Genomic DNA, 26,205 nt, shown 5'->3' on the forward strand with positions numbered 1-26,205 from the left:
AATAAACCCTGACTACCTTAAAGCTACAGCATTTTCTTGTTCAATACACACCGGTACTGTTTGAGTTTGGCGCGCGATAAAGCGTAATAAGCGATCTGCATTTTCAAAGCTACCATGCTTAAATAGAGCGCGAACACCAAATTCAGATGTTTCAAAAATCAAACATTCAATCGCAAACTCACCTTCATCATCACTTAAGTTTAAAGCCAAATCACGGGTATGTTCATTGACAAAAGCTAAATCCTGTTGATGATCAAGGCTTATCAACAGACCAAAATAATTTAAATCAATCACATCTACCTGTATCACTCTATTTGAATGGCGGTGGCTCAACTGGCGATGCGGATCAAGCACTTGAATACGTTGTTCTCCACGGCGCTCGATATGTTGCATTTGTTCCCGTGTGAAATTAACAATGCCATCTAGCCCTTGAATAGAATCACCTTTTAAATAAGTAGTGAATAAGGTCATGGTTTCTTTACGACGCTGTAATTGTGGAACATGATCTGCATTGGCAATCATTGCAAACTGCATGTCTGGACATTGCAAAGCAAAGTTTGCATTTTCATGGGGTAAGGTAAAACTGTCGTATTGACCACATGCCACCAGCGTATTGACTTGAGGGACCGGCACATGGTTTAACCGCAATAAGCGATTACAATTGATTTCATAACGTTCTTGTTCTGTATGAGAAAACTCAGCCATTTGCTTAAAGAACAATCTTTTTGCTGTAGGCGACATTCGGGTTTTGTCTAATTTAGCATGATTGACTAAATACAAAATGACCGCTTGACCAAACTCCCCCATACGTTGTTCTTTCATCAGCATCAATGATTCTTCTAACAGCATCCGCCAGCTTTTACGCGTTTCTTGCATGACGCCCATCAGGATCATTTTCTCGACCAATTCTGGACGTTGATCAACAAAAAATGAAGCAATCACAGAACCTAAAGATATCCCCACCACGGCAACCTTTTCAATCGCGACAATATCAAGCCACTGTCCCAACATACGAGAAAGATCTGGTAACTCTAATGTACCTGCTGATAAGCCAGAATCGATATTGGTGATTTGTTGATTGGCGCCCATTGAGGGCAAATCAATCAGAATGACTGGGCCACTTTCAAAAAACTGCTCTACACAATATTTATATGAGTTAAAGTTTTGGAATGCTCCACCCACAATCACAATAGGGGTATTGTGAATTGTTCGTGGATCTGCGATCGCCATATACTCAATTTTCCAGCCATCAATCCAAGTTGTTCTTGGTTCCTGCTTAAAACTATTTTTGTGGTATATGTCGAAAAAACCAAAGCTTGATAAAGATTGGTGTGATTCTGTGTCCATTTGGATAATGGAATTCATATCCTTCCTCCATCCTTGCTTTATTCTTTTAATATGCAAGATTTTGACCCGCATTATTCTTTCAAATTCGTGATACGTATAAATTCTGTATCACTTCAATGTCCTTATTGTTTCATTCTTACAGATGTGTGATTTATACGCAATCGCTAAATTGACCGTTTATCCAGTTTAAATGGCAAAAGACTTTGCAAAATATTCTGAGTTCTGGCAACACAAAATAAGTTTATTTCAGTGAAATACTTCCTTGGCTTTACTTAGACTGCTACTATCAAAGGGAAATTTTTAATGATCAAATAAACTGCTATGCAAGACTCAATTGAACAGTATATGCAAACTGTAGGGAAGCAAGCACGCCAAGCCGCTAGTGTTTTGGCAGGCGCAACTACACTTGCAAAAAATAATGCCTTATCTGCGATTTATACTGCTTTGGAAAATAGTCAACCGCAAATCTTGGCCGCCAACCAAATTGACATGAGCAAAGGTCGTGACAATCAATTGGATAGTGCTTTACTTGATCGTTTAGAACTCAACCCCACACGTTTTAAAGGAATGTTACAAGGCTTAAAAGATGTCATTGGTCTTGTCGATCCGATTGGTGAAATCACGGATCTTGCTTTCCGCCCAACAGGTATTCAGATTGGTAAAATGCGCGTGCCTTTAGGTGTGGTCGGCATGATTTATGAATCACGCCCAAACGTTACCCTTGAAGCTGCCTCACTTGCGTTAAAATCTGGCAATGCCATCATTTTACGTGGTGGCTCTGAAGCATTGAATTCAAATCAAGCAATTGCTGAAGCCATCCAACATGGTTTAAAAGCAGCGGGCTTACCAGAAACTTGTGTACAAGTGATAAACACCACTGACCGTGCAGCCGTGGGCCAATTAATTACCATGTCTGAATATGTTGATGTGATTGTACCTCGTGGTGGTAAAAGCTTGATTGAACGCATCACCAATGAGGCAACCATCCCAGTGATTAAACACCTCGATGGAAATTGCCATGTTTTTGTTGAAGCTCAAGCTGATCTACATAAAGCACTTCCTATCGCATTAAACTCCAAAACACATCGTTATGGTGTATGTAATGCAATGGAAACTCTCTTGGTTGATGAAAAAATCGCTGAGGAGTTTTTACCACGTATCGCCGAGCTTTATGCAGAAAAAAACGTTGAATTACGTGGTTGTAGAAATGTTCAAAAAATCTTAGGCAACGCTGTAAAACCAGCAAGTGAAGAGGATTGGTATGAAGAATATCTAGGCCCAATCTTAGCAGTGAAAATTGTGACAGGGATTGAGGAAGCCATTCAACATATTAACAAGTATGGTTCACATCATACTGATGCAATCATCACCGAGAACTTTAGCTTAGCGCGTCAATTCTTGACACGCGTAGATTCAAGTTCGGTCATGGTCAATGCTTCGACTCGTTTTGCTGATGGTTTTGAATATGGCTTAGGTGCTGAAATTGGGATTTCTACAGATAAAATTCATGCCCGTGGTCCAGTTGGTCTTGAAGGATTAACCTCTCAAAAATGGATTGTTTTGGGAGATGGTCAGATTCGTCATTAATTCCAAGCATGAATAACTCGACTCAGCATTTATCTTAACAATAAATGCTGAGTTTTTTACTTTTAATACATCGTTAAAATATAACTAAATTCAATTTTTTTTATAAAAAAACAATTAATTAAATTTTAAAACACCAAAACAACATCATTTTTATAGGACAAGATTATTTACAAGAAACTATATAATGCAGATAGATAAAAACGGCAATGAGTGATAATTTTTAACAATCAATTGATAAATATTAATTATTAATCAATATCAGGTCGATAGTCCAAAAGTCTAATCACCTAAAGTCTATCTAGGACAAAAAAACTACACATGGTACAACATGACTGCCGATCTAATTTGCCCTATATAAACAAGCATAATCAGATCAATCAGGATGACTTTTTTAAATTATAATTTCGGGTATTCAAACGTGTCTACATCAGTATTAGTAATTAACTGCGGATCTTCATCAATCAAATATGCGCTTGTTTCTGAACGTCGTGAAGATCGAATCTTTGGTTTAGCAGAAAACCTAGGTTCTGCTGATGCACGTATTAAAGGAATCACGGCGGGTAATCAGCCTCTTGAACTGTCAATTCCTTATGCAGACCATGAAAAAGCTTTAGAAACGATCTTAGGTCGCTTATCACAATATAAGCCTCAAGCCATTGGACACCGTGTCGTTCACGGGGGTACCTTAACCAAAGCGGAATTATTGACACCTGAAATTGTAGAAAAAATTCGTGAAGCAACACCGCTTGCACCGCTGCATAATCCTGCTCATTTAGTCGGTATTGATGCGACAATGCGCCTATTCCCTGAATTACCACAGGTTGCAGTATTTGATACTGCATTCCATCAAACCATGCCTGCACATGCATATCGTTATGCTTTACCAAAGTTTCTTTATACACAACACAATGTTCGTCGTTATGGTTTCCATGGTACCAGTCATGCTTATGTTTCTGAACGTGGTTCTGAACTTGCGGGTAGCTACAAACATGGCGGTTGGTTAACAGCACACTTAGGCAACGGTAGCTCAACTTGCGCAATCTGGAACGGTCAAAGTGTCGATACATCCATGGGACTTACCCCGCTCGAAGGCGTGGTGATGGGCACACGTAGTGGTGATGTTGATCCTAGCATTCATAGCTTCCTTGCTTCAAACTTAGGCTGGGATATCTATAAAATTGATAAAATGCTAAACAGCGAATCAGGTTTACTAGGCCTATCTGATCTTTCAAATGATATGCGTACCTTGATTGATGCCTCAGAACAAGGCAATGAAGATGCAACTTTAGCGATTGAAGTATTCTGTTATCGTTTAGCCAAATCTCTGGCTGCATTAAGCTGTGGCTTACCACGTATCGATGGTTTGTTCTTTACTGGTGGTATTGGCGAAAACTCTGCCTACATTCGTGAAAAAACTGTTGCTTACTTACCTCACTTCGGTTTCAACCTTAGCAAAGAACAGAATGATGGTTTAAAACGTGGAACAGAAGGTCGAATTGATGCAGGAACAGGCCCTCAAATTTGGGTAATTCCAACCGATGAAGAAGGTCGAATCGCTAAAGAAACGGTTCATGTTGTAGAACACGAGGTACAACAGGCTGCAAAAAAGTCTGAATCTGATATTACGACAGCTTAAGCTGTCGTAAGTCTTGTACGAGCTTTGCGTGTACATGTTGAAATAGCAGCATACTCAAGATCATTATTTATAATGATCTTAATCAGATTTTTGATATAAAGCTATTTTGTAATCGTTTAAGCTGGCATAAATATATAAACCAGTCTTGTAGATGATTGGAGATATTCATCTTCAATTTATCCATGAATTCACACTATTTACTGATTAAAGAATCGTCTATGAAAACAATTTTATTAGTTCCGACTGGGGAAGGCGTTGGCTTAACGTCGGCGTGTTTAGGTTTGGTCTATGCATTGGAATGCCACGGTGTTAAAGCCGGTTTTTTAAAACCATTTTCACAAGAATTAATCACTGAACCAGATCGCACAACTGCGCTTTACCGTCATATTTCAAAATTAGATACAGTTGAACCAATAGCTTATGTAAAAATCACACAACAGCTCAATGATGGTGAAACAGATGAACTCCTTGAAGAAGCGGTCAGCTTACAACGCCAAATTGCAAAGTCCCATGACATTGTGATTGTAGAGGGCTTAGTACCAACTGCTCGTGATGCTTTTGCCAGTGATTTAAATGCCTCTTTAGCGCAAGCTTTAGATGCCAAAGTCATCTTCGTCAGCAATGCCAATATCGAAAAACCAGAACAAACTGCTGAAAAAGTTGAAGCACAAGTACGTAATTTTGGTGGAGCATCATCATCGCGTAATGCGGGCGTATTGTTTATGCGTACTCGTGGTCTACCTGCTGAATCTGCACAAATTCCAGTAACCATTGATCCAAGTTTACGTTTAGTTGCAGATACTGAAAAATTTAAAACTGAAATTCAAAAAACTTATGCACACATTGGTTCAGCAGCATTCCCAATTATTGGCTTAGTTCCATTCAGTGATACCTTAAGTGTGCCACGTATTTCAGACCTAGCTAAACAAATTCAAGCCACATGGATTAATCAGGGCAAAGCTAACACACGTCGTGTGTTGCACAGTAGCTTAATTGCTTCAAATATTGAACATGAGCTACAAAAATTCGTTGCAGGCGAACTGATTATCAGTGCTTCTGATCGTATTGATGTGCTATTGGCGAGCAGTTTAGCCACCAGCAATGGCATTCCACTCGCAGGTTTAGTTTTAACTGAACATCATGAGCCAAATCCATTGGTTTTAGAATTCTGCCAGTCTGCAATTAAAAATGGTCTACCTATTTTACATACACCACTCAGTACCTTTGAAACAGCACAGCAGCTTGCCAATTTAAGCAATGAAATTCCTGTGGATGATACCGAACGCGCAGATCAAGTGACCCGTTTCGTTTCAAGCCATATTGATCCAGCATGGCTGACCCAGATGTTGAACGGTGACTATAAACCTCGTTTATCCCCTTCCGCATTCCGTCATGAATTGGTACAAAAATCAATTGCTGCAAAAAAACGTATTGTACTGCCCGAAGGCGATGAACCTCGTACTATTCAAGCCGCAGCGATCTGTCAATCACGCGGTATTGCGCAATGTGTATTGTTAGCAAAACCTGAAGCGGTACTTGAAGTCGCCAAAGCACGTAATATCGAACTTCCTGTGGATTTAGAGATTATTGATCCAGATCTGATCCGTGAAAACTACGTGACGCAAATGGTTGAATTACGTAAAGGCAAACTCAACGAATTACAAGCACGTGAGCAACTGCAAGATACTGTGGTCCTTGGTACGATGATGCTGGCACTTGATCAAGTCGATGGACTGGTTTCTGGTGCTGTACATACTACCGCCAATACGGTGCGCCCTGCATTCCAGCTGATCAAAACCGCACCAGAGTACTCATTGGTTTCTTCAATCTTCTTTATGCTGTTGCCAGATGAGGTTTATGTATACGGTGATTGTGCAATCAACCCCGATCCAGATGCTGAGCAATTGGCAGAGATTGCAATTCAATCCGCAGACTCAGCAAAAGCATTTGGTATTGACCCACGTATTGCCATGATTTCTTATTCAACAGGAACCTCAGGTGCAGGTGCAGAAGTCGAAAAAGTAGCTAAAGCCACTGAAATTGCCAAACAACGTCGTCCAGATTTATTGATTGATGGCCCTTTGCAATACGATGCTGCATCCGTTGAAAGTGTTGGCCGTTCTAAAGCCCCTGACTCTCAAGTTGCAGGTCGTGCCAATGTCTTTATCTTCCCTGATCTCAATACGGGCAATACGACTTATAAGGCGGTTCAACGCTCTGCCAATGTCGTCAGTGTTGGTCCAATGCTGCAAGGTTTAAATAAACCTGTAAATGATTTGTCTCGTGGAGCATTGGTGGATGATATTGTGTTTACCATTGCATTGACAGCGATTCAGTCAGAACAACAAACTACACATTAATTCTCTACTAATAATAAAAACCACCCAAATCAATTGGGTGGTTTTTATTATCGACTTACTATAAACGCATGCATCATGCTTTCATCTGACCAAACGATTAGATTGCTATCATGGTAATCAGGCAACCTCTTTTCCGATGAGATTAAAGTTTAGAAGAAATAGTTTAAACGGAATAAATAATTTCGAGGAGTCCCTAGCATTGCATTTGAACGCCAATATTCTTTATCCGTTAAATTATTTACAGCAATCGTCGCGCCCCATTTATCGTCTTTATAACCAATTGCAGCATCTACACGAGTCCAATCTGGCATTTTGATGGTATTTTCATCAGAAGTATAATAATCCCCCATATAGGTTGCACCAACCTCGCCATAAATTTTTTCGGTAGGAAGATAACGTACAAATAAATTGCCTGTATGCTTGGACACATTGCGTAAATTATTATCAACTAATTCAGGTCTTACATCATGTTTAGTAATTTTGGCATCTGTATAACCATAGCCACCTCGAACATAAATATTATTCAGTGCCTGACCAATAAAACTAAACTCTAATCCTTTAGATTCATTTTCACCAATAACAACATAAGGCGAGTTATTATCATCTGGATCTTTACGCGCTCGAATATTATGTTTTTTAATATTGAATACAGATAGTTGGGTGTTTAGCTTAGAATCTAGCCAATCACTTTTGATACCCACTTCATATTGATCAAGATATTGTGGCTCATAATTAAATGCGCTTAGGTCATCAGTTGCATTTATAACATTGACGCCCATATTACCACCAAAGGGTGAAAAACTTCGACTATAAGATGCATATAGACTTTGCTCAGGGACGGGTTGCCATACAAAACCTACATTTGGACTAAATGTCTCATCTTTAACTTCGCGTGATTGTCGATATGAGGTTGAACTCTCTAATTTATTTGTGGTTTTTGATTCATAGTAATCATATCGCCCGCCTAACATCATTTTAAACTGATCATTGAAGCTAATAAGATCTTGAAGGAAAAGCGCATAATTTGTTCCTTCATTATAATTATGCGAGGTAGTAATATGCCCTGTACCACGGTTACTAAAACGATCACCTGTTAATGGATTAACAAACCCATAAATCAATGAGCCATCCTTGTTTTTATTTGATAGTAAGGGTTCTCTCTGCTCATAAGACCAGTCTGTACCGACTAGAATATTATGTTTAATTGTCCCAGTATTAAACTCACCAGTTATATCCCAAGTATTGGTTGTGGTTTTATTGGTTGTCTGTTGCCAATAATAAATTTGATTGATATAACCTTTATAACACCCTTTATTTGTATTCGTTGGCTTCACGTCAGCAGTACACATAGAGCCTAAATAAAAATGATCAAAATTTTGTTCCGACTCACGATGGCTTAAGCCCCAATGAAATTTCCAATTTGGTGCAAATTCATATTTAACATCTGTACGCATTGTTTGAAGAATATCTTCTACATAATCACCAGGTTGAGCAAACCCCATCTTAATTGAAGTTCCTGCAGGCAAATTATCATAAGCAGGCCCACGATCAGGAACTCGATTTATATTGTCGTAAGTAAATTCCGTTGTCCAAAGTAGCTTTTCATCATCACTACGATAAGTCACACTTGGAGAAATCATTTCCTCATTGGCACCAATTTCTGAACGGAAACTATTGGTATCTGACTTTTCACCAACCAAACGTACAGCCCAGTTATCATTAAGTACTTTATTAATATCAAGCGTTCCGCCAACATTGTCATAAGAACCCACGTATGCCCCAACTGAGCTTCCCGAGTCAAAATTTGCATATTTGGTGACCATATTGATCACACCACCGCCGCCACTACGGCCATATAATACAGATGCAGGACCTTTTAAAATTTCAATTCGTTCAACATTGGCGGTACTGCGACGTATTTGTCCACTTTCACGCACACCATCACGATAGATATCCCCAGAATCCGCACTAAACCCACGCAGCATAATACCATCACCACGCATATCGTAACTGGTTGAAACGCCTGGTGTGCCTTGTAGCATGACACTCAAATCATTTGCACCATATAGCTTATATTTAGAAACATCAATTGTATCAATCGTTTGTGGTATATCTTTTTTATCTAAACCATTTCTCGTAACATTGGCTTGTTTATAGTCCACATATGTTTTTATTGGGTCACCATCATTCATTGCTTCAATTACAATCGTGGGAAGCGTTGCTGTACTTTTTTTCTGTTCTTCACTGCTATCTGTATTTGCAAATGTTAGAGAGGAAACGAAAAGTCCTCCCGTCGACAGCATCATTAAAGTTAAGCTTTTTTTAACAAAAGGCATGATTACACCAAAAACATAATGAGAATAGTTATCATTATAATACAATTTCTCACCAAAATTTACAATAACATGCTAATTTAACTACAAAATAATCATAGGTAAATAAAATAAACGTGAAAAGTACATTAAAGGAGATAGGCTTTTTTTTCTTATTTAGAAATTTAACTAAAAAATAACTTTAATACTCACAATTAAAATAGATGAGTCTCTTAATTTGAGAATCTTAAAATTTTTAGATATTTTTAATTTATTGCTTAATTTATTTTCATCTAGGTATTTTATATTCGCTTGGCTAACCAAACAGTATGTCCTGTACAATTACGGTCTTCTGCAATCATCGCTATCACTGCAAAATTATACTTTTTAAATAGTTCGTGGTACTCAGCCGATGATAAGCTCGCATGATACAGAGCATCACCAAACATCTCTCCAATCGCCTCCCCTTGGGATGGTCCACTGCTAAACATTAAAGTAGCACCAGCTTTTGTATATTGATTAAAAATTTCAAACATATTTCTCTGATCTTGTGGTGTAAGATGAAAAAACTATCCCAAGCAAGTATTGCATCAAACTTGCGATCTAAATTTACTGTTCGCATATCAGCTAAAATCCAAGTGTGCTCAGGAAAATTCTGTTTCGCCATTTCAATCATCACATCAGAACTATCAACACCTGTCACTGTATTCGCTTGCTCAATCAAATAAGCAGTAATGGGCTTTGCTGAACCACAGCCCAAATCCAGAATATGAGAGTGAGCTGGAATTAAAAGTTAAAAAGCGATCCAACCACGCTTTTTCATAAAGAAATTCCCCACGTAAATCAGTCCATGCACGGGCATTTTTTTAAAATTTCAATAATATTTTTCGCAAGATGTGTATAGTTTTCCATATTGTTGTTATTCAGCCCAAGCTTCCGACTTCAAAGAGTATTGAGCTTTTTACCCTGTAAAATCTGAAATTTATTTCAATAAGATTATTCGATTGTCTCCTTTTAAGTTCAATTATTTTAAGGGAGAATTACCCTGTTTTTGTATGAACTTTAGAAGTTTTGGCAATGAATAAGTTTTTGTATTTTTGAATTCTAGATAGTTATCCTAGCGTGGGACGACATGGATGTCGCCGTGGGCGGGGATACAGGACGTACCCCTCACCCATGAGCAAAAACAAAGCACGGCTTTGTTTGCAGCGCAAGGTTTGACATCCCCTACGACAAGTGAGGCATCACCTACGCAAAGGCATTTAAACGTTGAATGTAAGGTGTGGCATTGCAAGCTTTTTATAATCAAACAATTTATTTTTCCATTCAATTGATGTAATTAACAATACTAATTAAGAGAAATATATTTATGTATCTAAGTTTTTTGACAGGTTGAATATATATAAAGTAGAAAAGTTGACTTGATCAACCAAAATATAAGCTGAGTTTCTCAAATAAAATCATAAAACTTTAGGCTGAAATTAGATCTAAGCCACCACAAAACAAGCAATATCACGTATAATTTAGCCCGCTAGCTAACAGCCCGCTCAAGAGATTTTTGATATGACAACTATTATCAAACAAGATGACTTGATCACATCGGTCAAGGACGCGCTTCAGTTCATTTCGTACTATCATCCACAAGACTTTATCCAAGCGATGAGCCGTGCTTATGATCGTGAAGAGAACCAAGCTGCAAAGGATGCTATTGCACAAATCTTAATTAATTCACGTATGTGTGCAGAAGGTCATCGTCCAATCTGTCAAGATACTGGTATTGTTAACGTATTTGTTGACGTGGGCTTAGATGTTAAATTTGATTTAACCATGAGCTTAGATGATGCAATCAACGAAGGTGTCCGCCAAGGTTACTTAGAAAACTCCAACGTACTCCGCGCTTCAGTTTTAGCAGATCCTGCTTTTGGTCGTAAAAATACTAAAGACAATACACCTGCTGTAATTCACTACAAACTCGTTCCAGGCAATAAAGTCGATATTACTGTTGCAGCGAAAGGTGGTGGTTCAGAGAATAAATCTAAACTGGCAATGCTTAACCCTTCTGATTCGATCGTAGATTGGGTACTTAAAACTGTACCAACGATGGGTGCGGGTTGGTGCCCTCCTGGTATGCTCGGTATTGGTATTGGTGGTACTGCTGAAAAAGCCATGATGCTTGCAAAAGAATCGCTCATGGAAGAAATCAATATGGACGAGTTACTTCGTCGTGGTCCTCAGAACCAAATCGAAGAACTGCGTATTGAAATCTTTGAAAAAGTAAATGCATTGGGTATCGGTGCACAAGGCCTTGGTGGTTTAACCACAGTGCTTGATATCAAGATCAAAGACTACCCTTGTCATGCTGCTGGTAAACCAGTGGGTATGATTCCAAACTGTGCTGCAACACGTCACGCTCATTTCCAGTTAGACGGTTCAGGTATTGCACATATTCAAGCGCCTTTACTTTCTGATTACCCTGAAGTGACTTGGGATACCTCAACATCTAAACGTGTTGACTTAGACAATATCACACAGGAAGAAATGAACTCATGGCAACCGGGCGATACTTTATTATTAAACGGTACTATCTATACAGGTCGTGATGCCGCGCATAAACGCATGGTTGATATGTTGAATAAAGGCGAACAGTTACCTGTAGATCTTAAAGGTAAATTCATTTACTACGTAGGACCTGTAGACCCTGTAGGCGATGAAGTGGTAGGCCCTGCTGGCCCAACAACAGCAACTCGTATGGATAAGTTCACACGTCAAGTGCTTGAAGCGACTGGCTTGTTCGGTATGATTGGTAAAGCGGATCGTGGTCCTGCTGCTGTTGAAGCGATCAAAGATAATAAGGCGACTTATTTGATGGCTGTTGGTGGTGCTGCTTATTTAGTATCTAAAGCCATTCGTGAAGCAGAAGTTGTTGCATTTGCTGACTTAGGTATGGAAGCTATTTACAAATTTAAAGTACAAGACATGCCTGTATCTGTTGCAGTTGATGTCAATGGTACTTCTATTCATGCGACTGCACCTAAAATCTGGCAAGCCAAAATTGGTAAAATCCCAGTGGTTGATGCTGTTGCACAATAATCTGATCTAAAGCTTAGATTAAGCTTGAGCATCACTTAAAAAGCACTCTATGATTAGAGTGCTTTTTATTTTGAGTCAGATCATGAACTTTATAAAATATATTTTTTTTCCTGGGTTATTTGTATGCTTGATCTCTATTCAAAGTTTTGCTTCAAACACAGATAGTGACGTCGTTGACCGACTAGCGCAAGGTATTATTATCAATCAGATATGGCGCCTACAATACAATGAAAGTGCAAAAAGGATTTATCAAAATCAAGCAGAAGATTTAATCAAAAACGGATTAAGTACAATAGAACTCACTGATGAAGAAAAACAAATCATCCCTCAAATTGTAGAAATTTATCAGGCAATACCAGAAAATATTCTCCGAGATCCACAATTTATCGCTCAAACCAAACAAATTCTTTTAGAATCGTTAAGTTCTCAAGAAATTGAAATGCTCTATCAGCGTGATAAAAGGTTGAGCCAAGAGCTGTACACAAAACTTGCCAATATTGACACAGAAATATTCATAGAAAGCAATGCTGCTATTCATAAGGCAGTCAATGACCCTCAATTTATCCAACAATATCGCAATAAAATTGGAGAAATTATTCAGCAACTGCATCATTTAGATGAAAATAAATAAAGGAAAACCTATGAAAATTAAGCAGTTCGTTTTAACTTTAAGTTTATGCTGCATCACAGTGTCAAGTTTTGCATCTCCAGCAACAGATAAAAGTGTCGACAAGTTGATGCAACTTTCCAATATCTCAGAGATTTTCAAACAAAGTACCCGCGATATGCAACCTTACTTTGACGATCAAGCAGAAGCACTTGTCCGCCAAGTGACGGGTGCCCAAACATTGAATATCGATCAACAAAATGCAGCACTACAAATTAGTGCGCTGTATAGTGATCTTCAACAACAGCTGGTAACTGACCCCGAATATCTCAACATGTTTAAATCATTATTTAAAAAGACCTTTACAGAAGAAGAAGTTCAAGCCAATATCGCTTTTTTAAGTACACCGATTGGACAATCTATCAATAAAAAGATGAACACCCTGATGACAGAAGTCATGCAAGAAACCACAACGTTTTCTCAAGAAAAAATGATGAAAGTAGAAAATCAAAAAGCATTGAAGGAAAAAATGGAAACGATTTTAAAGCCAATTCTTCAGGTTGATTAAGCTTTCACTCAATCATTTTATGATGTTAATTACAGCAGGATCCTATAGGTATTTTATGAAATTATTCCAACACTTACTACTTGCAAGCGCATGTATCACCACAAATTTTGCTTTTGCAGCGCCCGCTTCAGATCAACAAGTTCAACAATTATTGAAAGTCATGAATATTGATGAACTGCTGCAAGAAACATTACAACAGATTCGTCCTCAGCTAGATCAACAGGCTTATCAAATCATTCAAATGACGGTCAAAAAAGATCAGCTCAATCCACAAGAACAAATTGTAGCAAATGAACTTGCTGACAAAATGTATGAGCAAAGTAAAAAAACTGTTGCTTGGGATCAAATCAAACCCGTTTATCTTAAGATTTATAAAGACATATACAGTGCTGAAGAAGTTCAAGCTCAAATTGATTTTTATTCAAGTGCTATTGGACAGTCAATTTTGAAAAAAACACCTCAAGTTGCTCAAGAAACCATGAAAGTCATGAACAGCCAACTGATTAAAAGTGTACAAAATGCATCTGAAGATTTTAAAGAAGTAACTAAAAAATTAGATGCTTTAAAAAAGTCTGCAAATACTCAATAAAACAAATAAGAAAAGAGAGCTTCGCTCTCTTTTCTATATCAAGCAGCATCTAGCGATAGATTACCAAGTCATTGGATTCCAAAGTTTAAACTGCTGCCCCAAATGTACGTCATCACTCACTTTGTATGGCTCACCTTTGATTTTTTCTTTAGGTTTGATCAATCGTCCATCCGCAGTCATTTCTGCGACAAAATTAAGACCAGGTGTCTTCAATTGAGTCATTGAAATTTCTTTTAGTCCTTGTCGGGTAGGCATTTGCATTAAAGGCCCTACACGCAATAACCCAGCTTCACCATTTGGCCCACCGCGAAACTTTTCTTCTTCATATTTGACAAAATACTGCCCGCCAGCTTCCACTGAGAAGTAAGCAACTTTGGGTTTCTGGAAATGAAAAACAGTTAATGGACGACTGAGACTTAACTTATAATCCCCCTCAGCCAGTTCAATCCAGTAGTAATGATTACTGATCAAGCTTGGAATTTTCTTACCATTCAGAAAAAAATTGTTTGGAATAATTTCTTGTCTATTCCAACGACTATCAGGTCGATAAAAATACACAATTGCAGCTTGAGGGTTCTGAGGTTTAACCAGCTTAAAATACTGCCCCGGTTTTTGATTGACCCAAGACCCTGTAGAAAATGATGCAACTTTATATTGTTCCAGCTTTTCATGAACCAACGAATCTTCTTTTTTGAAATCGATTGGCTCTAAAGTTGAAACAACTTTTGCTGGTTGCTGTTCAACAGATTGATGACTTTGACAAGCTGCCAACCCACAACTGATCAAAACGACTAGACCGATGTAACGCATGATTTTCCCTCACCGCGTATTTTTTATTTTCGTTTTTAATAAACCCTATTGTCTACAGCCAGCTTAACATTTCAATGACCATTTAAAAATAAAAAACGTGCAAATAGTCAAGCTAGTTGCACGTTTCAGATGAATTGCACTGAGGATGAATCGAAACCCAGCTTTTAAGCTGACTTAGTATCCAACACCTTCAAGTCTACTTTTTCAACTTCAGTATTTTCATGCTTGGGTTGACGTTCAGGCTTAAACTCTGGCTGAGCTTTATCGTTGATAACAGCTTCATTGATAATCACAGTACCAACGTCTGAACGGCTTGGTAAGTCATACATCGTTTCAAGCAATACATTTTCCAAAATAGAACGCAGACCACGCGCACCTGTATTACGTTCTAACGCCTTTTTCGCGATCGCACGTAAAGCAGAATCTTCAAAAAGAAGGTCTACATTTTCCATCTCAAAGAGATATTGATACTGACGAGTTAATGCATTTTTTGGTTCAGTTAAAATCTGCATCAACGCGTCTTGATCAAGTTCTTCAAGTGTCGCAATCACAGGTAAACGACCAATAAACTCAGGAATTAAACCAAATTTCACCAAATCTGCTGCTTCAACTTGACGGAATAATTCAGATACTTTCTTACTATCGTCTTTATTCTTTACATCTGCTGTGAAACCAATGCCACCTTTTTCTTGACGTTGTTGCACAACTTTTTCAAGACCAGAGAATGCACCACCGCAGATAAACAAGATATTTGCAGTATCGACTTGAATAAACTCTTGCTGTGGATGTTTACGTCCACCTTGAGGCGGAATTGACGCAACCGTACCTTCAATCATTTTCAACAATGCTTGTTGCACGCCCTCGCCAGACACATCACGTGTAATCGAAGGGTTTTCAGATTTACGGGTAATCTTGTCAATTTCATCAATGTAGATAATGCCCTTTTGTGCTTTTTCTACATCGTAATCTGCTTTTTGCAAAAGTTTCTGAATAATGTTTTCAACATCTTCACCAACATAACCAGCTTCGGTCAAAGTTGTTGCATCCGCCATTGCAAAAGGTACATCAAGCAAACGTGCAAGTGTTTGTGCTAGCAATGTTTTACCTGAACCTGTCGGTCCAATCAGCAAAATATTACTTTTAGCAATTTCAACTGCATCTTTAGGCTTATGCCCTGTCTGAGATACTTTTAAACGTTTGTAATGGTTATACACTGCAACTGAAAGTGTTTTCTTTGCTGTGTCTTGACCAATTACATACTGGTCCAAAGCCGCACGAATTTCATGTGGTTTTGGCAATGGACGTGTTGCCCAATCGCCTGTTTCCACCTGTTGACTCGTTTGCACTAAGTCTAAGCACACATCCACGCATTCATTACAAATATATGCGTCCTCGCCTGCAATCAGCTTACCGACTTCAGACTGCGTTTTACCGCAAAATGAACAATGCTTTTGTCCTTGAGGAAGATCGGACATTTTCACTCCAAATTCTTAAATCTTATCTATAAATGTTTAGTCTTGAGGTCGTTTACTTAATACCTGATCCACTAAACCATATTCTTTTGCTTGCTGTGCAGTCATAAAATTATCACGATCTGTATCTTTAGCCACAGTTTCGTAATCTTGACCACTATGTTCAGCCATTAAACGATTTAAACGTTCTTTGATGAATAAAATTTCACGTGCATGAATTTCAATATCCGATGCTTGACCACGGAAACCACCCAATGGTTGGTGAATCATCACACGCGCATTTTCCAAGCAATAACGCTTACCTTTTGCACCAGCATTTAATAAGAAAGCCCCCATAGATGCAGCTTGCCCCATACAATAGGTCACTACATCAGGCTTAATAAATTGCATCGTATCGTAAATTGCCATACCCGCAGTCACTGAACCACCAGGTGAATTGATATATAAATGGATATCTTTATCTGGATTTTCAGCTTCTAAAAACAGCATTTGCGCGACAATAAGATTCGCCATGTTGTCTTCAACTTCACCAGTTAAAAAAATCACACGTTCACGTAAAAGACGTGAAAAAATATCGAAAGAACGCTCACCACGTGAAGATTGTTCTACGACTACTGGCACCAAAGCGCTTTCAATTGATGGAACATACATACGTTATTTATTCCTGAATTCTTGTTACTTCACTCATGTTCACAATATGAGGGATAATTGCTGAAAATGCAAAATATTCCCAACTTAATATCAGATATTTTTTGCATAAGTATTGTGAATGGAATGATTAAATCCATGTTTAAGCTCATAAAAAAAGGCGCCAAAGCGCCTTTTTTAGATCAAACAACTTAGCCTTGTTGGCGCGCTTGTTGCTCTTTTAACAAATCTTGGTAGCTAACAACTTCATCAGTTACTTTAGCAGCAGCTAAGATATGATCAACAACTTGATCTTCTAACACTACGCCTTCGATTTGAGCACGTTGTTGCTTATCAGTTTTGAAATATTCGATCACTTCAGTCGGATCTTCATAAGAAGAAGCCATATCTTCGATATAAGCATCAACACGTGATTGGTCTACTTCAAGTTTAGCATCAGCCAATACTTTGCTTACCAATACACCAAGTTTAACTGCTTTTTCAGCTTGTTCTTTGAACAATTCATCAGGAAGCATGCTGCTGTCAAATGCTTTAGCACCTTGAGCACCAAACTGCTGAGTAAATTGTTGAATCATTTGTTGACGTTGACGATCAATTTCTTGAGCCAACATAGATTCAGGAACTTCTACGTCATTTGCAGCAACAAGTGCATCAAAAGTTGCACCTTTTACTTGGTTACGTAGGCCATTTTTTACTTCACGTTCCATGTTTTTGCGAACGTCAGCTTTTAATTTCTCTACGCCTTCTTCTTCAGTTAAACCGAAGATTTTAAGGAATTCAGCATCAATTTCAGGAAGTTTTTGTTTTTCAACAAGTTTAACTGTGATTTTGAATTGAGCCGCTTTACCTGCTAAGTTTTCAGCTTGGTAATCTTCAGGGAAAGTTACATCAATCACTTTCTCTTCGCCTTTCTTCATACCAACGATACCGTCTTCGAAGCCAGGGATCATACGACCAGAACCTAAAACAAGTTTAAAGTCTTCAGCAGCACCGCCTTCAAACTTCTCACCATCAACAGTACCTTCAAAATCGAAAGTTACTTGCATGTCTTTTTTAGCCATGCCTTTAGTTTCAGTCCATTCAGCGCGTTGCTTTTGAAGGTTTTCAAGCATTGCATCAACGTCTTTATCTGTTACTTCAGATGATTTACGTGATACTTCAAGACCTTCAAATTTAGCTTCAACTTCAGGATAAACTTCAACTGTAGCTTGATAAACTAAAGCATCATCTTTGTTTTCAACTTTGTCGATGTTTGGCATACCAACAGCGTTGATTTTTTCTTGTTGAATTGCTTCAAATACTGTGTCACGAATGATGTCGTTTACAACTTCTTGGTAAATACCAGCGCCGTATTCACGACGTACAACGTTTACTGGCACTTTACCTTGACGGAAGCCGTTGATCTTCACAGTTTTGGCAGTGCGTTTCAAGCGAGCTTCAAACTGCTCGTTAATACGGCTCGTCGGTACAGATACATTTAAACGACGGGCAACGCCCGAAACCGCTTCAGAAGTTACTTGCATGGCTTCCTCGATAGAATTTAATAATTACAGTTTTTCAAAAAGTGCCACATTATATGACAACATTTGAATATATACAAAACACCTGTGTAAATCATTTTATTTCGGTCACGGATTTCCCCATTATGTCGCTTTTTTAAACAAATCCCCTTCTTTGTAGTCAAAAGGCAGAAATCCGCATATTTTGAGAAATTTACCAAATTCAAATACTTTAGTGACAATAGAATAAATTTATTTACATTTTGAAATATCCAAAAATAAAGCTAAATAGATAAAATTCAAAAAGTTAAGTGAAAATTCAATACATTTTCAATTCATTTTCTCATCATAAACTTTTAGAACTATCGACAAATTCAATTTCAAACAGATGAAATAAACAATAAGAATCATTATTATTCGCATACAAATTTGCACTACTCTTAGTGAGTTTAAGTATGTCTTTTATCAAATCACGCAAAAAGATTGTTACTACAGCAATCGCTTCATCTCTTTCAGTTATTGCAACGTCAGCCATCGCTCAAGACGAAATCGCAAAACTACCAACAATTAAAGCACAAGCAACGACTGAACAAGGTTTAAAAGTAGATCAGTCTGCCAATACAAAATTTGTTGCGCCACTTTTGGATACACCTAAATCTGTATCTGTTATTTCAAAACAACTGATTCAAGATACTCAAGTAACAACATTGAGTGATGCTTTACGTACAGTTCCTGGGATTACCTTAGGCGCTGGTGAAGGTGGTAACCCAAATGGCGACCGTCCATTTATTCGTGGTTATAACTCTGAAAGTTCGATGTATATTGATGGAGTTCGTAACTCAACTTCGCAAAACCGTGAAATGTTTGCTATCGAGCAAGTAGAAGTCACTAAAGGTTCTGCGTCAGCGATGGGTGGTGCTGGAACTTCTGGTGGTAGCATCAATATGATTTCTAAAGTCGCTAAAAAAGGAGACTTTTTAGAAGGTTCTGTTGCGGGTGGTACAGATGATTACCAACGTATTACCCTAGATGGTAATAGAGACTTTGGTAATGGGATTGCTGCTCGAGTTGCTGTGATGGGTCATCATAATGAAAAGGCTGGTCAAGACGATGGTACTGAATATAAACGTGCAGGTATTGCACCAAGTATTACTTTTGGCTTAGACACCGCGACTCGTGCAACATTAAGCTACTATTACTTAAAAACAGATGACACGCCAGATTCAGGCATCCCATACAATAATCCCTTTGCAGCTACAAATGCAAATGCTAGTTTAAATGGCAATGGTAAGCCAATAGATGTTAAACAAGGTACATATTATGGTTGGGCTGATCGTGATTTTCAAAAACAAGAAAATCAATCAGGTACTATCAAATTAGAACATGATTTAACAGATGATTTAACAATTAGTAATACTGCCGTCTACAATAAATCAAAAAATGATTACCTCTGGACTAACCCAGATGATTCAAAAGGTAATTTTTATGATAAAAAAACAGGTGCCTTAACAGGTAATGTTTGGGCACGCGTAAACTCTCGTATAGCAAATACAGATACATTCACAGATCAACTATCTTTAACTGGTAAATTCAATACTGGCGTATTAAAACATCGTTTCAATTTGGGTGCTGAATATTCAGATCAAGAAACTGATCGTACTCAATATATTATTGATGGTTTAAGCTCTACTGGTACAATTAATAGTTCTTGTAATGCAGTTGCTGTTAGCTCAGGTTGGTGTACATCTGTACAAAATCCTAACCGTGGCTCATGGAATGGTTCTATTAGTACTGAAGGTGCTGATAAATATAATATTCAAAGTAAAAACACTTCAGTCTATTTTCTTGACAATATTGAACTTAACCCAAAATGGTTATTAGATTTAGGGATACGTTGGGATAAATATAAAACTGAACAAACCATGACTTATGGCGCACTTAATAGTGCTGTGACTGCTGTAAAACCAACAGCGAATGTAGGTGATCAAGTTTCTATCAAAAACGATAAAGACTTTATCAACTGGCAAGCTGGTATCACATTTAAACCTGTGGAGAATGGTTCAATTTATGCCAGCTATGCAACATCTTCTAACCCAGTGGGCGTCGATGGTGGTGATGGTTCAGAAGGTATTACCGCAGCTATTGAAAATCTAAAACCTGAAGAGGTAAAAACTTACGAGTTAGGTACCAAATGGGATTTACTTGATAAGAAATTAAACCTAACGGCTGCAATTTTCCGTACAGAAAAAACCAATACTCGAGCAACAACAACCGAAGGTACAACAAGCAACATTGGTGAGACTCGTGTTGATGGTATCGAGCTTGGTGTAACAGGCAATATCACTGACAAATGGGCAGTAATGGCAGGTTATACCTACCTAGACAGCGAACTTATTGACGGTGGTTACACTAAAGTAGGTGATGACTACGTGTCTAATCCAAGTAATGGTAACCAAGTACAGAATGTTGCTAAAAACTCTGCAACGCTTTGGACAACTTATAAAGTATTGCCTCAAGTTACACTTGGTGCAGGTGCAGTTGCAATGGATAAAGTCTATGGCAATGCCGCAAATACTAAATTTGTTCCAGGCTATGTTCGCTACGACGCTATGGCAAAGTATGACGTAAACAAAAATGTAAACGTGCAACTCAACGTAAACAACTTATCGGATACACGTTATTTCACAAAAGCATATTCTTCACACTTTGCAACGGAAGCTGAAGGCCGTAGTGCTGTAGTTTCTTTAAACTTTAAATATTAAAAATTAAAGTGAAATGGCTCCTGCTCATAGGGGCCATTTTTTACCGATAATTTAGCTCGTTGTGTCTTTTATTAAAGATAAATCTCATTGTTATTAATCCTCACTAAAAAATAATTCTATAACTTCCAATAGTTACTTTTTACCAAAAAGTAAAAATACTTTAAATTTCAGCAATATGATCAAACTCCATCAATCATATCCCCTATAGTTTTCTTTAATTATATTTAATAGATTAAACAGTTTTTCCGTATGAATAATCATTTATACTTATTGTTAATGAAAATAATTATCATTAGAATTCGCAACAATGGTTACATACCCTAACAATTTCTCCATTATTGCGACATGATGTTTCCTGAGCAGTATTGGGTAAGTTTGATACAACCTGCGATGGACGCAAAAAATGGCTCAAAAATACTCTGTAAAAAACAAAAAAGTTAAAACAGTTGCACTTGCAATTGCTTTACCCAACCTAGCTTTTGCAGCAAATGAAGACACAACAGTACAACTTCCTACTATTCAAGCTCGTGCAGAACAAAATACTGCATATTTAGCAGCAAAAACATCTTCAACTAAACGTACAGAAAACATTTTAGATACCGCTAAAACTGTTCAGGTCATCACGGAAAAAGCACTCAAAGATCAAGGCTTACTTTCACTACAACAAGCTCTTGCAACAACTCCAGGCATTAGTTTTGGTGCTGGCGAAGGTGGTGGTGGTTATGGCGATAAAATCAACCTACGGGGTTATGATGCAACCTATAACACAACTGTAGATGGCTTACGTGATGCAGCATTAACCAACCGTTCTGATTTATTCAACTATGAAGCTGTTGAAATCATCAAAGGTGCGAATTCTGTTGAAAATGGTGTAGGACAAATCAGTGGTGGTGTCAATTTAGTCTCTAAAACACCTAAGAATCGTGACAGCAATGAAGTTACTTTAGGTTTTGGTTCAGATAGCTATAAACGCTTTACCGGTGATTTTAATAAAGTTGTAGATGAAGATTTAGCATTTCGTTTAAATATAATGGGGCATCAAAACACCTATGCGGGTCGTGATGAAGAAATGAAACGTTGGGGAATTGCGCCATCGGTTACTTTTGGAATCAGCGATACGACCAAGGCAACTTTATCTTACTTATATCAAAAAGATGAAAATGATCCACAGTACGGCGTTCCTTATTATAATGGCAAACCTGTCAAAGGGATTTCAGATAAAAATAACTATGGCTATAGCAACTTAGATCAACAAGATATTGAAAATCAGGTTGTCACATTTAAAGTAGAAAGCGAGATCAGTCCCAACGCAAAACTGAACTCCATTACTCGTTATAGTGATATTCAACAAAAAGCAACTGTTTCTGCACCACAAGGAACATTTTGTTTAGCAGATGGCACATCACCAACAGCACTGACCAATACCAACCAAACTGGATATAAAAATTGTAATGTAACTTCTGGTACAACCACGATTACTGTTCCAAAGGGTTCATATTATATTTCTGGTCCACGTGGTTATTATCGTGATACCCATAATAAGCAATTTGCCAATGACACCAACATCAATGTGCAATTCAAAACTGGGGTTATCGATCATGCTCTTGTTGCTGGGGTTGGCTTTAGCCGTGAAGACTATGAGATTACCACAGCTGGCTTTTTATATAATTCAAATGGTTCATCAGCAGGCAGTTCTATTACTAACCCGCTTTACATGGATGTGTACAATCCAGATAACTTTTGGCATGGTCCAACAAATTTCCGTAAAACAGCTGTTGCTGAAGGCTACTTAAATGTTTATTCAGCGTATTTGTTTGATACTTTAAAGTTTGGTGAACAATGGTTACTTAACCTTGGTGTGCGTAATGATTATACTGACGGTCAATATCGTTCAGATACTATTTCAACAACTAATGCAGCGGTAACTCGTGGTCAAAACTATAAACAGTCTGATAATTTAATTTCCTATAATGCAGGTTTGACATTTAAACCATCACCAGCAACCAGTCTTTATTTGTCTTATGCTAATGCTCAAAAGCCGGTACAAAATACTGCAAGTGGTGGCTGTTCTCAAACTATTACCAACAATGCAATCACAGCAAATTCTTGCAGTACAGACCCAGAAAATGCAGTTGCCTATGAAGTGGGGGCAAAGTGGCAAGCACATCCTAACTTCTTAGTGTCTGCCGCAGTATTTCGTAATGAACAAGATAAAGTCCGTGTAACCAATGATATACCTGGACAACCAGATGCCAAATTAGATGGTAAAAACTATGTACAAGGTGTTGAACTTGGTTTAGCTGGTGAAATTACGCCAAAATGGAACATCACCGCTAGTGCTGCTTATATGGAAGGAGAATACGACCAAACTAAAGTCAATGGTTCACCGAATACTGACTTCCAAAAAGGTGACAAATTGGTCAATGTTCCTAAAATTTCAGGCAGCTTATGGACAACGTATCAATTCAATGATCAGTGGCAAGCTGGCTATGGCTTAACCTATCAAGGTGAAATGTATTTAAGCACACGTTCAGCGACGAATAATCTTGTGCCGCAGGTCAAGTCTGAAGATTATGTGATTCACAATGCTTCTGTAACCTACAGCTACAACAAAGATTTAAGTTTCCAATTATTGGGGCAAAACTTAAGTGATGAGAAGTACTACACCCATATCCGTAACAATGGTTGGGCAATGCCTGGTGAGGGTCGCAAAGGCGTATTCAACATCAACTATAAGTTCTAAGATTTAGCCAATCTATGTTAAAATTCAGCGTCTGATTCATCAGGCGCTGTTTCTTTTTTGGGGAAGAAAATCATGATTTTACATATTCCAAATTTACTTAGTCTGGATGAACTAAATCATTGTCGTCAGACACTTTCTCAAGCAGAGTGGACAGATGGAAAAGTAACAACAGGCTATCAATCTGCGCATTTAAAAAATAATTTACAACTGGCTCAAGATTCTCAACAAGCATTTGAACTTGGACAAATCATTCAAAATTCTGCCAATGCAAATCCTTTGTTCTTTAGCGCGGCTCTTCCAAAAACATTTTTACCTCCGCTGTTTAATTGTTATCAACACGGCGGAAACTTTGGCATGCATGTTGATAATGCTATCCGTCGTCATCCTCAACTCAATCAGTATTTAAGAACTGATGTGTCTTGCACTGTTTTTCTCACCAATCCCGATGAATATGATGGCGGTGAACTGGTGATCGAAGACACTTTTGGTACACAAGAAGTAAAACTTCCAGCTGGCGATGCAATTGTCTATCCTTCTACCAGTTTACATCAGGTCAACCCAGTCACTGAGGGTGCACGTATTGCCTCGTTCTTTTGGGTACAAAGCTTTGTATCATCCGATGCGCAACGACGAATTCTCTTTGACTTAGATCAAAATATTCAAAAGCTGACCATCGAGCTATCTGCTACACATGAGCAAGTGATTAGTCTTACAGGGATCTATCACAACCTTCTACGTGAATGGAGTGATTTATAAGTTTTAGCTTGCAAGTCATTATTGTAATGAAAGTGTTTTGTATAAATTTGGACAATCAATAAATGAGTAAAAAAATCCAAGCACCACTCACTCAAATTCCAGCATATTTACAGACCATTGCGGATTACGAGAAACAAGCAGAACAGCATCTGCCTGAAAACACTTGGCACTATTTGCAAGGTGGGGCGATGGATGAGCAAAGTGTTCAAGAAAACTTACAACAATTTAAAAATATTCAACTGATTCCAAGACTGCTCAATGACTTAACTCAAGGCTCGACCCAATGTGAGATTTTAGGACAAAATTTTCCTCATCCAATTTTTCTTGCACCGATTGGGCATCAACAATTGTTCCACCCTGACGGCGAAGCTGCGGCTGCACTAGCGGCCGAAGTTTTAGAAAGTAATATTGTACTGAGCACTTTCACCAATACCGATATGCGAAGTTTAAAACAAGAAAACCCTTTGAAATGGTTTCAATTGTATTGGCAAGGTGATCGTGAGAAATCATTGGCCTTAGTTCGACTCGCAGAACAACAAAATTTTAAAGCGCTTGTGATTACAGTAGATTCACCGCATACAGGGATTCGTGATCGTGAACGTCGGGTGAATTTCCAATTGCCAGAAGGCATGCTACATCCCCATACCCCCACCCACATTCCTCTACCCGAAATTTCTGAGCATCAACATCCAGTATTCAATGGCTTAATGCAAATTGCACCCAAATGGGCAGATATCGAATTTATAATTGCCCATAGCCATTTGCCTGTAATTTTAAAAGGTGTGCTACATCCACTCGATGCAAAAAAAGCAGTCGAAATCGGAGTAAAAGGCTTAATCGTTTCCAATCATGGTGGGCGGGTACTCAATACGAGTATTTCCCCACTGATCGCCTTAGCAAAAATTAAGGCCGTTGTTCCTCATGATTTTCCTTTGCTTTTGGATGGTGGAATCCGTCGTGGTACAGATATATTTAAAGCATTGGCATTAGGCGCATCTGCGGTGCTGATTGGCCGTCCTGCGATCTACGGGCTCTCTGTTGCTGGTGCTTTAGGTGTCGCCCATGTGATTAAAATTTTAAAGGAAGAATTTGAAATTACCATGGCATTAATGGGAACAGCTACCGTAAAAGAAATCAATCAAGAATATATTTTTCAAGATTAAGACATTCAAAGAAAATTTTTCTCTCAACTGATATTTTTTATGCAAATTAAGGAAATTATTTCCAAGATAATTGTTTTAGAATTAATCTCAAGTTAAACCATTTGTAAGTTATCAGTGTTTAGATTTATCTCGTGCTACCCACGTATAAGTTTATGAAAATTTATAAGTGTTTTCATCATAAAAACACTTGTAAATTGAACAGATAGACACAATCTATATTTGTAGTAAGTTGCCTTTATCCAAGAGACGAGCAACA

General features: G+C 38.1%; 16 protein-coding genes and 3 pseudogenes. 11 read left to right on the top strand and 8 right to left on the bottom strand.

Going from position 1 to position 26,205, the window contains the following annotated elements; all coding sequences use genetic code 11:
- Window positions 1–12: 12 nt before the first annotated feature.
- A pseudogene (locus AC2G3J_RS17115) lies at window positions 13–240 on the bottom strand (alpha/beta fold hydrolase); the annotation flags it as partial.
- A 77-nt stretch (window positions 241–317) separates the two neighbouring features.
- Window positions 318–1,365 (bottom strand): annotated as a pseudogene (locus tag AC2G3J_RS17120) (alpha/beta fold hydrolase); the annotation flags it as partial.
- A gap of 303 nt (window positions 1,366–1,668) precedes the next feature.
- On the opposite strand from AC2G3J_RS17120, the gene AC2G3J_RS17125 reads away from it, so the two are divergent.
- The 3 genes from AC2G3J_RS17125 (at window position 1,669) to pta (ending at window position 6,930) form a co-directional block, all read left to right on the top strand.
- Window positions 1,669–2,934: a glutamate-5-semialdehyde dehydrogenase gene (locus AC2G3J_RS17125; protein ID WP_336954572.1), complete on the top strand. Its 1,266-nt coding sequence runs from the start codon at window positions 1,669–1,671 to the stop codon at window positions 2,932–2,934.
- Between the two features lie 418 nt (window positions 2,935–3,352).
- Entirely contained in the window at window positions 3,353–4,570 is a 1,218-nt protein-coding gene (locus tag AC2G3J_RS17130; protein ID WP_483770358.1) for an acetate/propionate family kinase, read from the top strand.
- Between the two features lie 218 nt (window positions 4,571–4,788).
- The gene (gene pta, locus AC2G3J_RS17135; protein WP_336954569.1) at window positions 4,789–6,930 is read left to right on the top strand and encodes a phosphate acetyltransferase; all 2,142 of its coding nucleotides are present in this window, start codon (window positions 4,789–4,791) and stop codon (window positions 6,928–6,930) included.
- Between the two features lie 149 nt (window positions 6,931–7,079).
- Here the strand turns inward: pta and AC2G3J_RS17140 are convergent, their stop codons facing one another.
- Both AC2G3J_RS17140 and AC2G3J_RS17145 read right to left on the bottom strand, forming a co-directional pair.
- Window positions 7,080–9,266, bottom strand: a complete 2,187-nt coding sequence (locus AC2G3J_RS17140; RefSeq protein WP_483770359.1) for a TonB-dependent receptor — start codon at window positions 9,264–9,266, stop codon at window positions 7,080–7,082.
- Window positions 9,267–9,544: 278 nt separating this feature from the next.
- A pseudogene (locus AC2G3J_RS17145) lies at window positions 9,545–10,154 on the bottom strand (class I SAM-dependent methyltransferase).
- Window positions 10,155–10,805: 651 nt separating this feature from the next.
- On the opposite strand from AC2G3J_RS17145, the gene AC2G3J_RS17150 reads away from it, so the two are divergent.
- The 4 genes from AC2G3J_RS17150 (at window position 10,806) to AC2G3J_RS17165 (ending at window position 14,096) form a co-directional block, all read left to right on the top strand.
- Window positions 10,806–12,332: a fumarate hydratase gene (locus tag AC2G3J_RS17150; RefSeq protein ID WP_004726542.1), complete on the top strand. Its 1,527-nt coding sequence runs from the start codon at window positions 10,806–10,808 to the stop codon at window positions 12,330–12,332.
- Between the two features lie 82 nt (window positions 12,333–12,414).
- Window positions 12,415–12,963 carry a hypothetical protein gene (locus AC2G3J_RS17155; protein WP_336954566.1) on the top strand — a complete coding sequence of 183 codons (549 nt, stop codon included), beginning with the start codon at window positions 12,415–12,417 and terminating at the stop codon, window positions 12,961–12,963.
- 10 nt (window positions 12,964–12,973) lie between these two features.
- Window positions 12,974–13,507 carry a DUF2059 domain-containing protein gene (locus tag AC2G3J_RS17160; RefSeq protein ID WP_336954565.1) on the top strand — a complete coding sequence of 178 codons (534 nt, stop codon included), beginning with the start codon at window positions 12,974–12,976 and terminating at the stop codon, window positions 13,505–13,507.
- Window positions 13,508–13,562: 55 nt separating this feature from the next.
- A complete protein-coding gene (locus tag AC2G3J_RS17165; protein WP_419328736.1) occupies window positions 13,563–14,096 on the top strand; it encodes a DUF2059 domain-containing protein in 534 nt (177 codons plus the stop codon).
- Window positions 14,097–14,156: 60 nt separating this feature from the next.
- Here AC2G3J_RS17165 and AC2G3J_RS17170 read toward each other — a convergent pair whose 3' ends face one another.
- The 4 genes from AC2G3J_RS17170 to tig form a co-directional block, all read right to left on the bottom strand.
- On the bottom strand, window positions 14,157–14,906 hold the full coding sequence (locus AC2G3J_RS17170; RefSeq protein ID WP_336954563.1) for a DUF2846 domain-containing protein: 750 nt from the start codon (window positions 14,904–14,906) through the stop codon (window positions 14,157–14,159).
- A 164-nt stretch (window positions 14,907–15,070) separates the two neighbouring features.
- Complete coding sequence (gene clpX / locus AC2G3J_RS17175) at window positions 15,071–16,381, bottom strand: ATP-dependent Clp protease ATP-binding subunit ClpX (RefSeq protein ID WP_483770360.1); 1,311 nt, start codon at window positions 16,379–16,381, stop codon at window positions 15,071–15,073.
- A gap of 36 nt (window positions 16,382–16,417) precedes the next feature.
- Window positions 16,418–17,029, bottom strand: coding sequence for an ATP-dependent Clp endopeptidase proteolytic subunit ClpP (clpP, locus tag AC2G3J_RS17180; protein ID WP_004726532.1), 612 nt, complete (start codon window positions 17,027–17,029; stop codon window positions 16,418–16,420).
- 188 nt (window positions 17,030–17,217) lie between these two features.
- Entirely contained in the window at window positions 17,218–18,549 is a 1,332-nt protein-coding gene (tig, locus tag AC2G3J_RS17185; protein WP_004726530.1) for a trigger factor, read from the bottom strand.
- Window positions 18,550–18,980: 431 nt separating this feature from the next.
- On the opposite strand from tig, the gene AC2G3J_RS17190 reads away from it, so the two are divergent.
- From AC2G3J_RS17190 to AC2G3J_RS17205, 4 genes are all read left to right on the top strand, one after another.
- On the top strand, window positions 18,981–21,287 hold the full coding sequence (locus AC2G3J_RS17190) for a TonB-dependent receptor (protein ID WP_483770361.1): 2,307 nt from the start codon (window positions 18,981–18,983) through the stop codon (window positions 21,285–21,287).
- Between the two features lie 403 nt (window positions 21,288–21,690).
- A complete protein-coding gene (locus AC2G3J_RS17195; RefSeq protein ID WP_483770362.1) occupies window positions 21,691–24,030 on the top strand; it encodes a TonB-dependent receptor in 2,340 nt (779 codons plus the stop codon).
- A 72-nt stretch (window positions 24,031–24,102) separates the two neighbouring features.
- Window positions 24,103–24,786 carry a Fe2+-dependent dioxygenase gene (locus AC2G3J_RS17200; protein WP_336954559.1) on the top strand — a complete coding sequence of 228 codons (684 nt, stop codon included), beginning with the start codon at window positions 24,103–24,105 and terminating at the stop codon, window positions 24,784–24,786.
- Window positions 24,787–24,848: 62 nt separating this feature from the next.
- Entirely contained in the window at window positions 24,849–25,949 is a 1,101-nt protein-coding gene (locus AC2G3J_RS17205; protein WP_483770363.1) for an alpha-hydroxy acid oxidase, read from the top strand.
- Window positions 25,950–26,205 lie beyond the last annotated feature (256 nt).

Source organism: Acinetobacter legionensis, assembly GCF_057165765.1.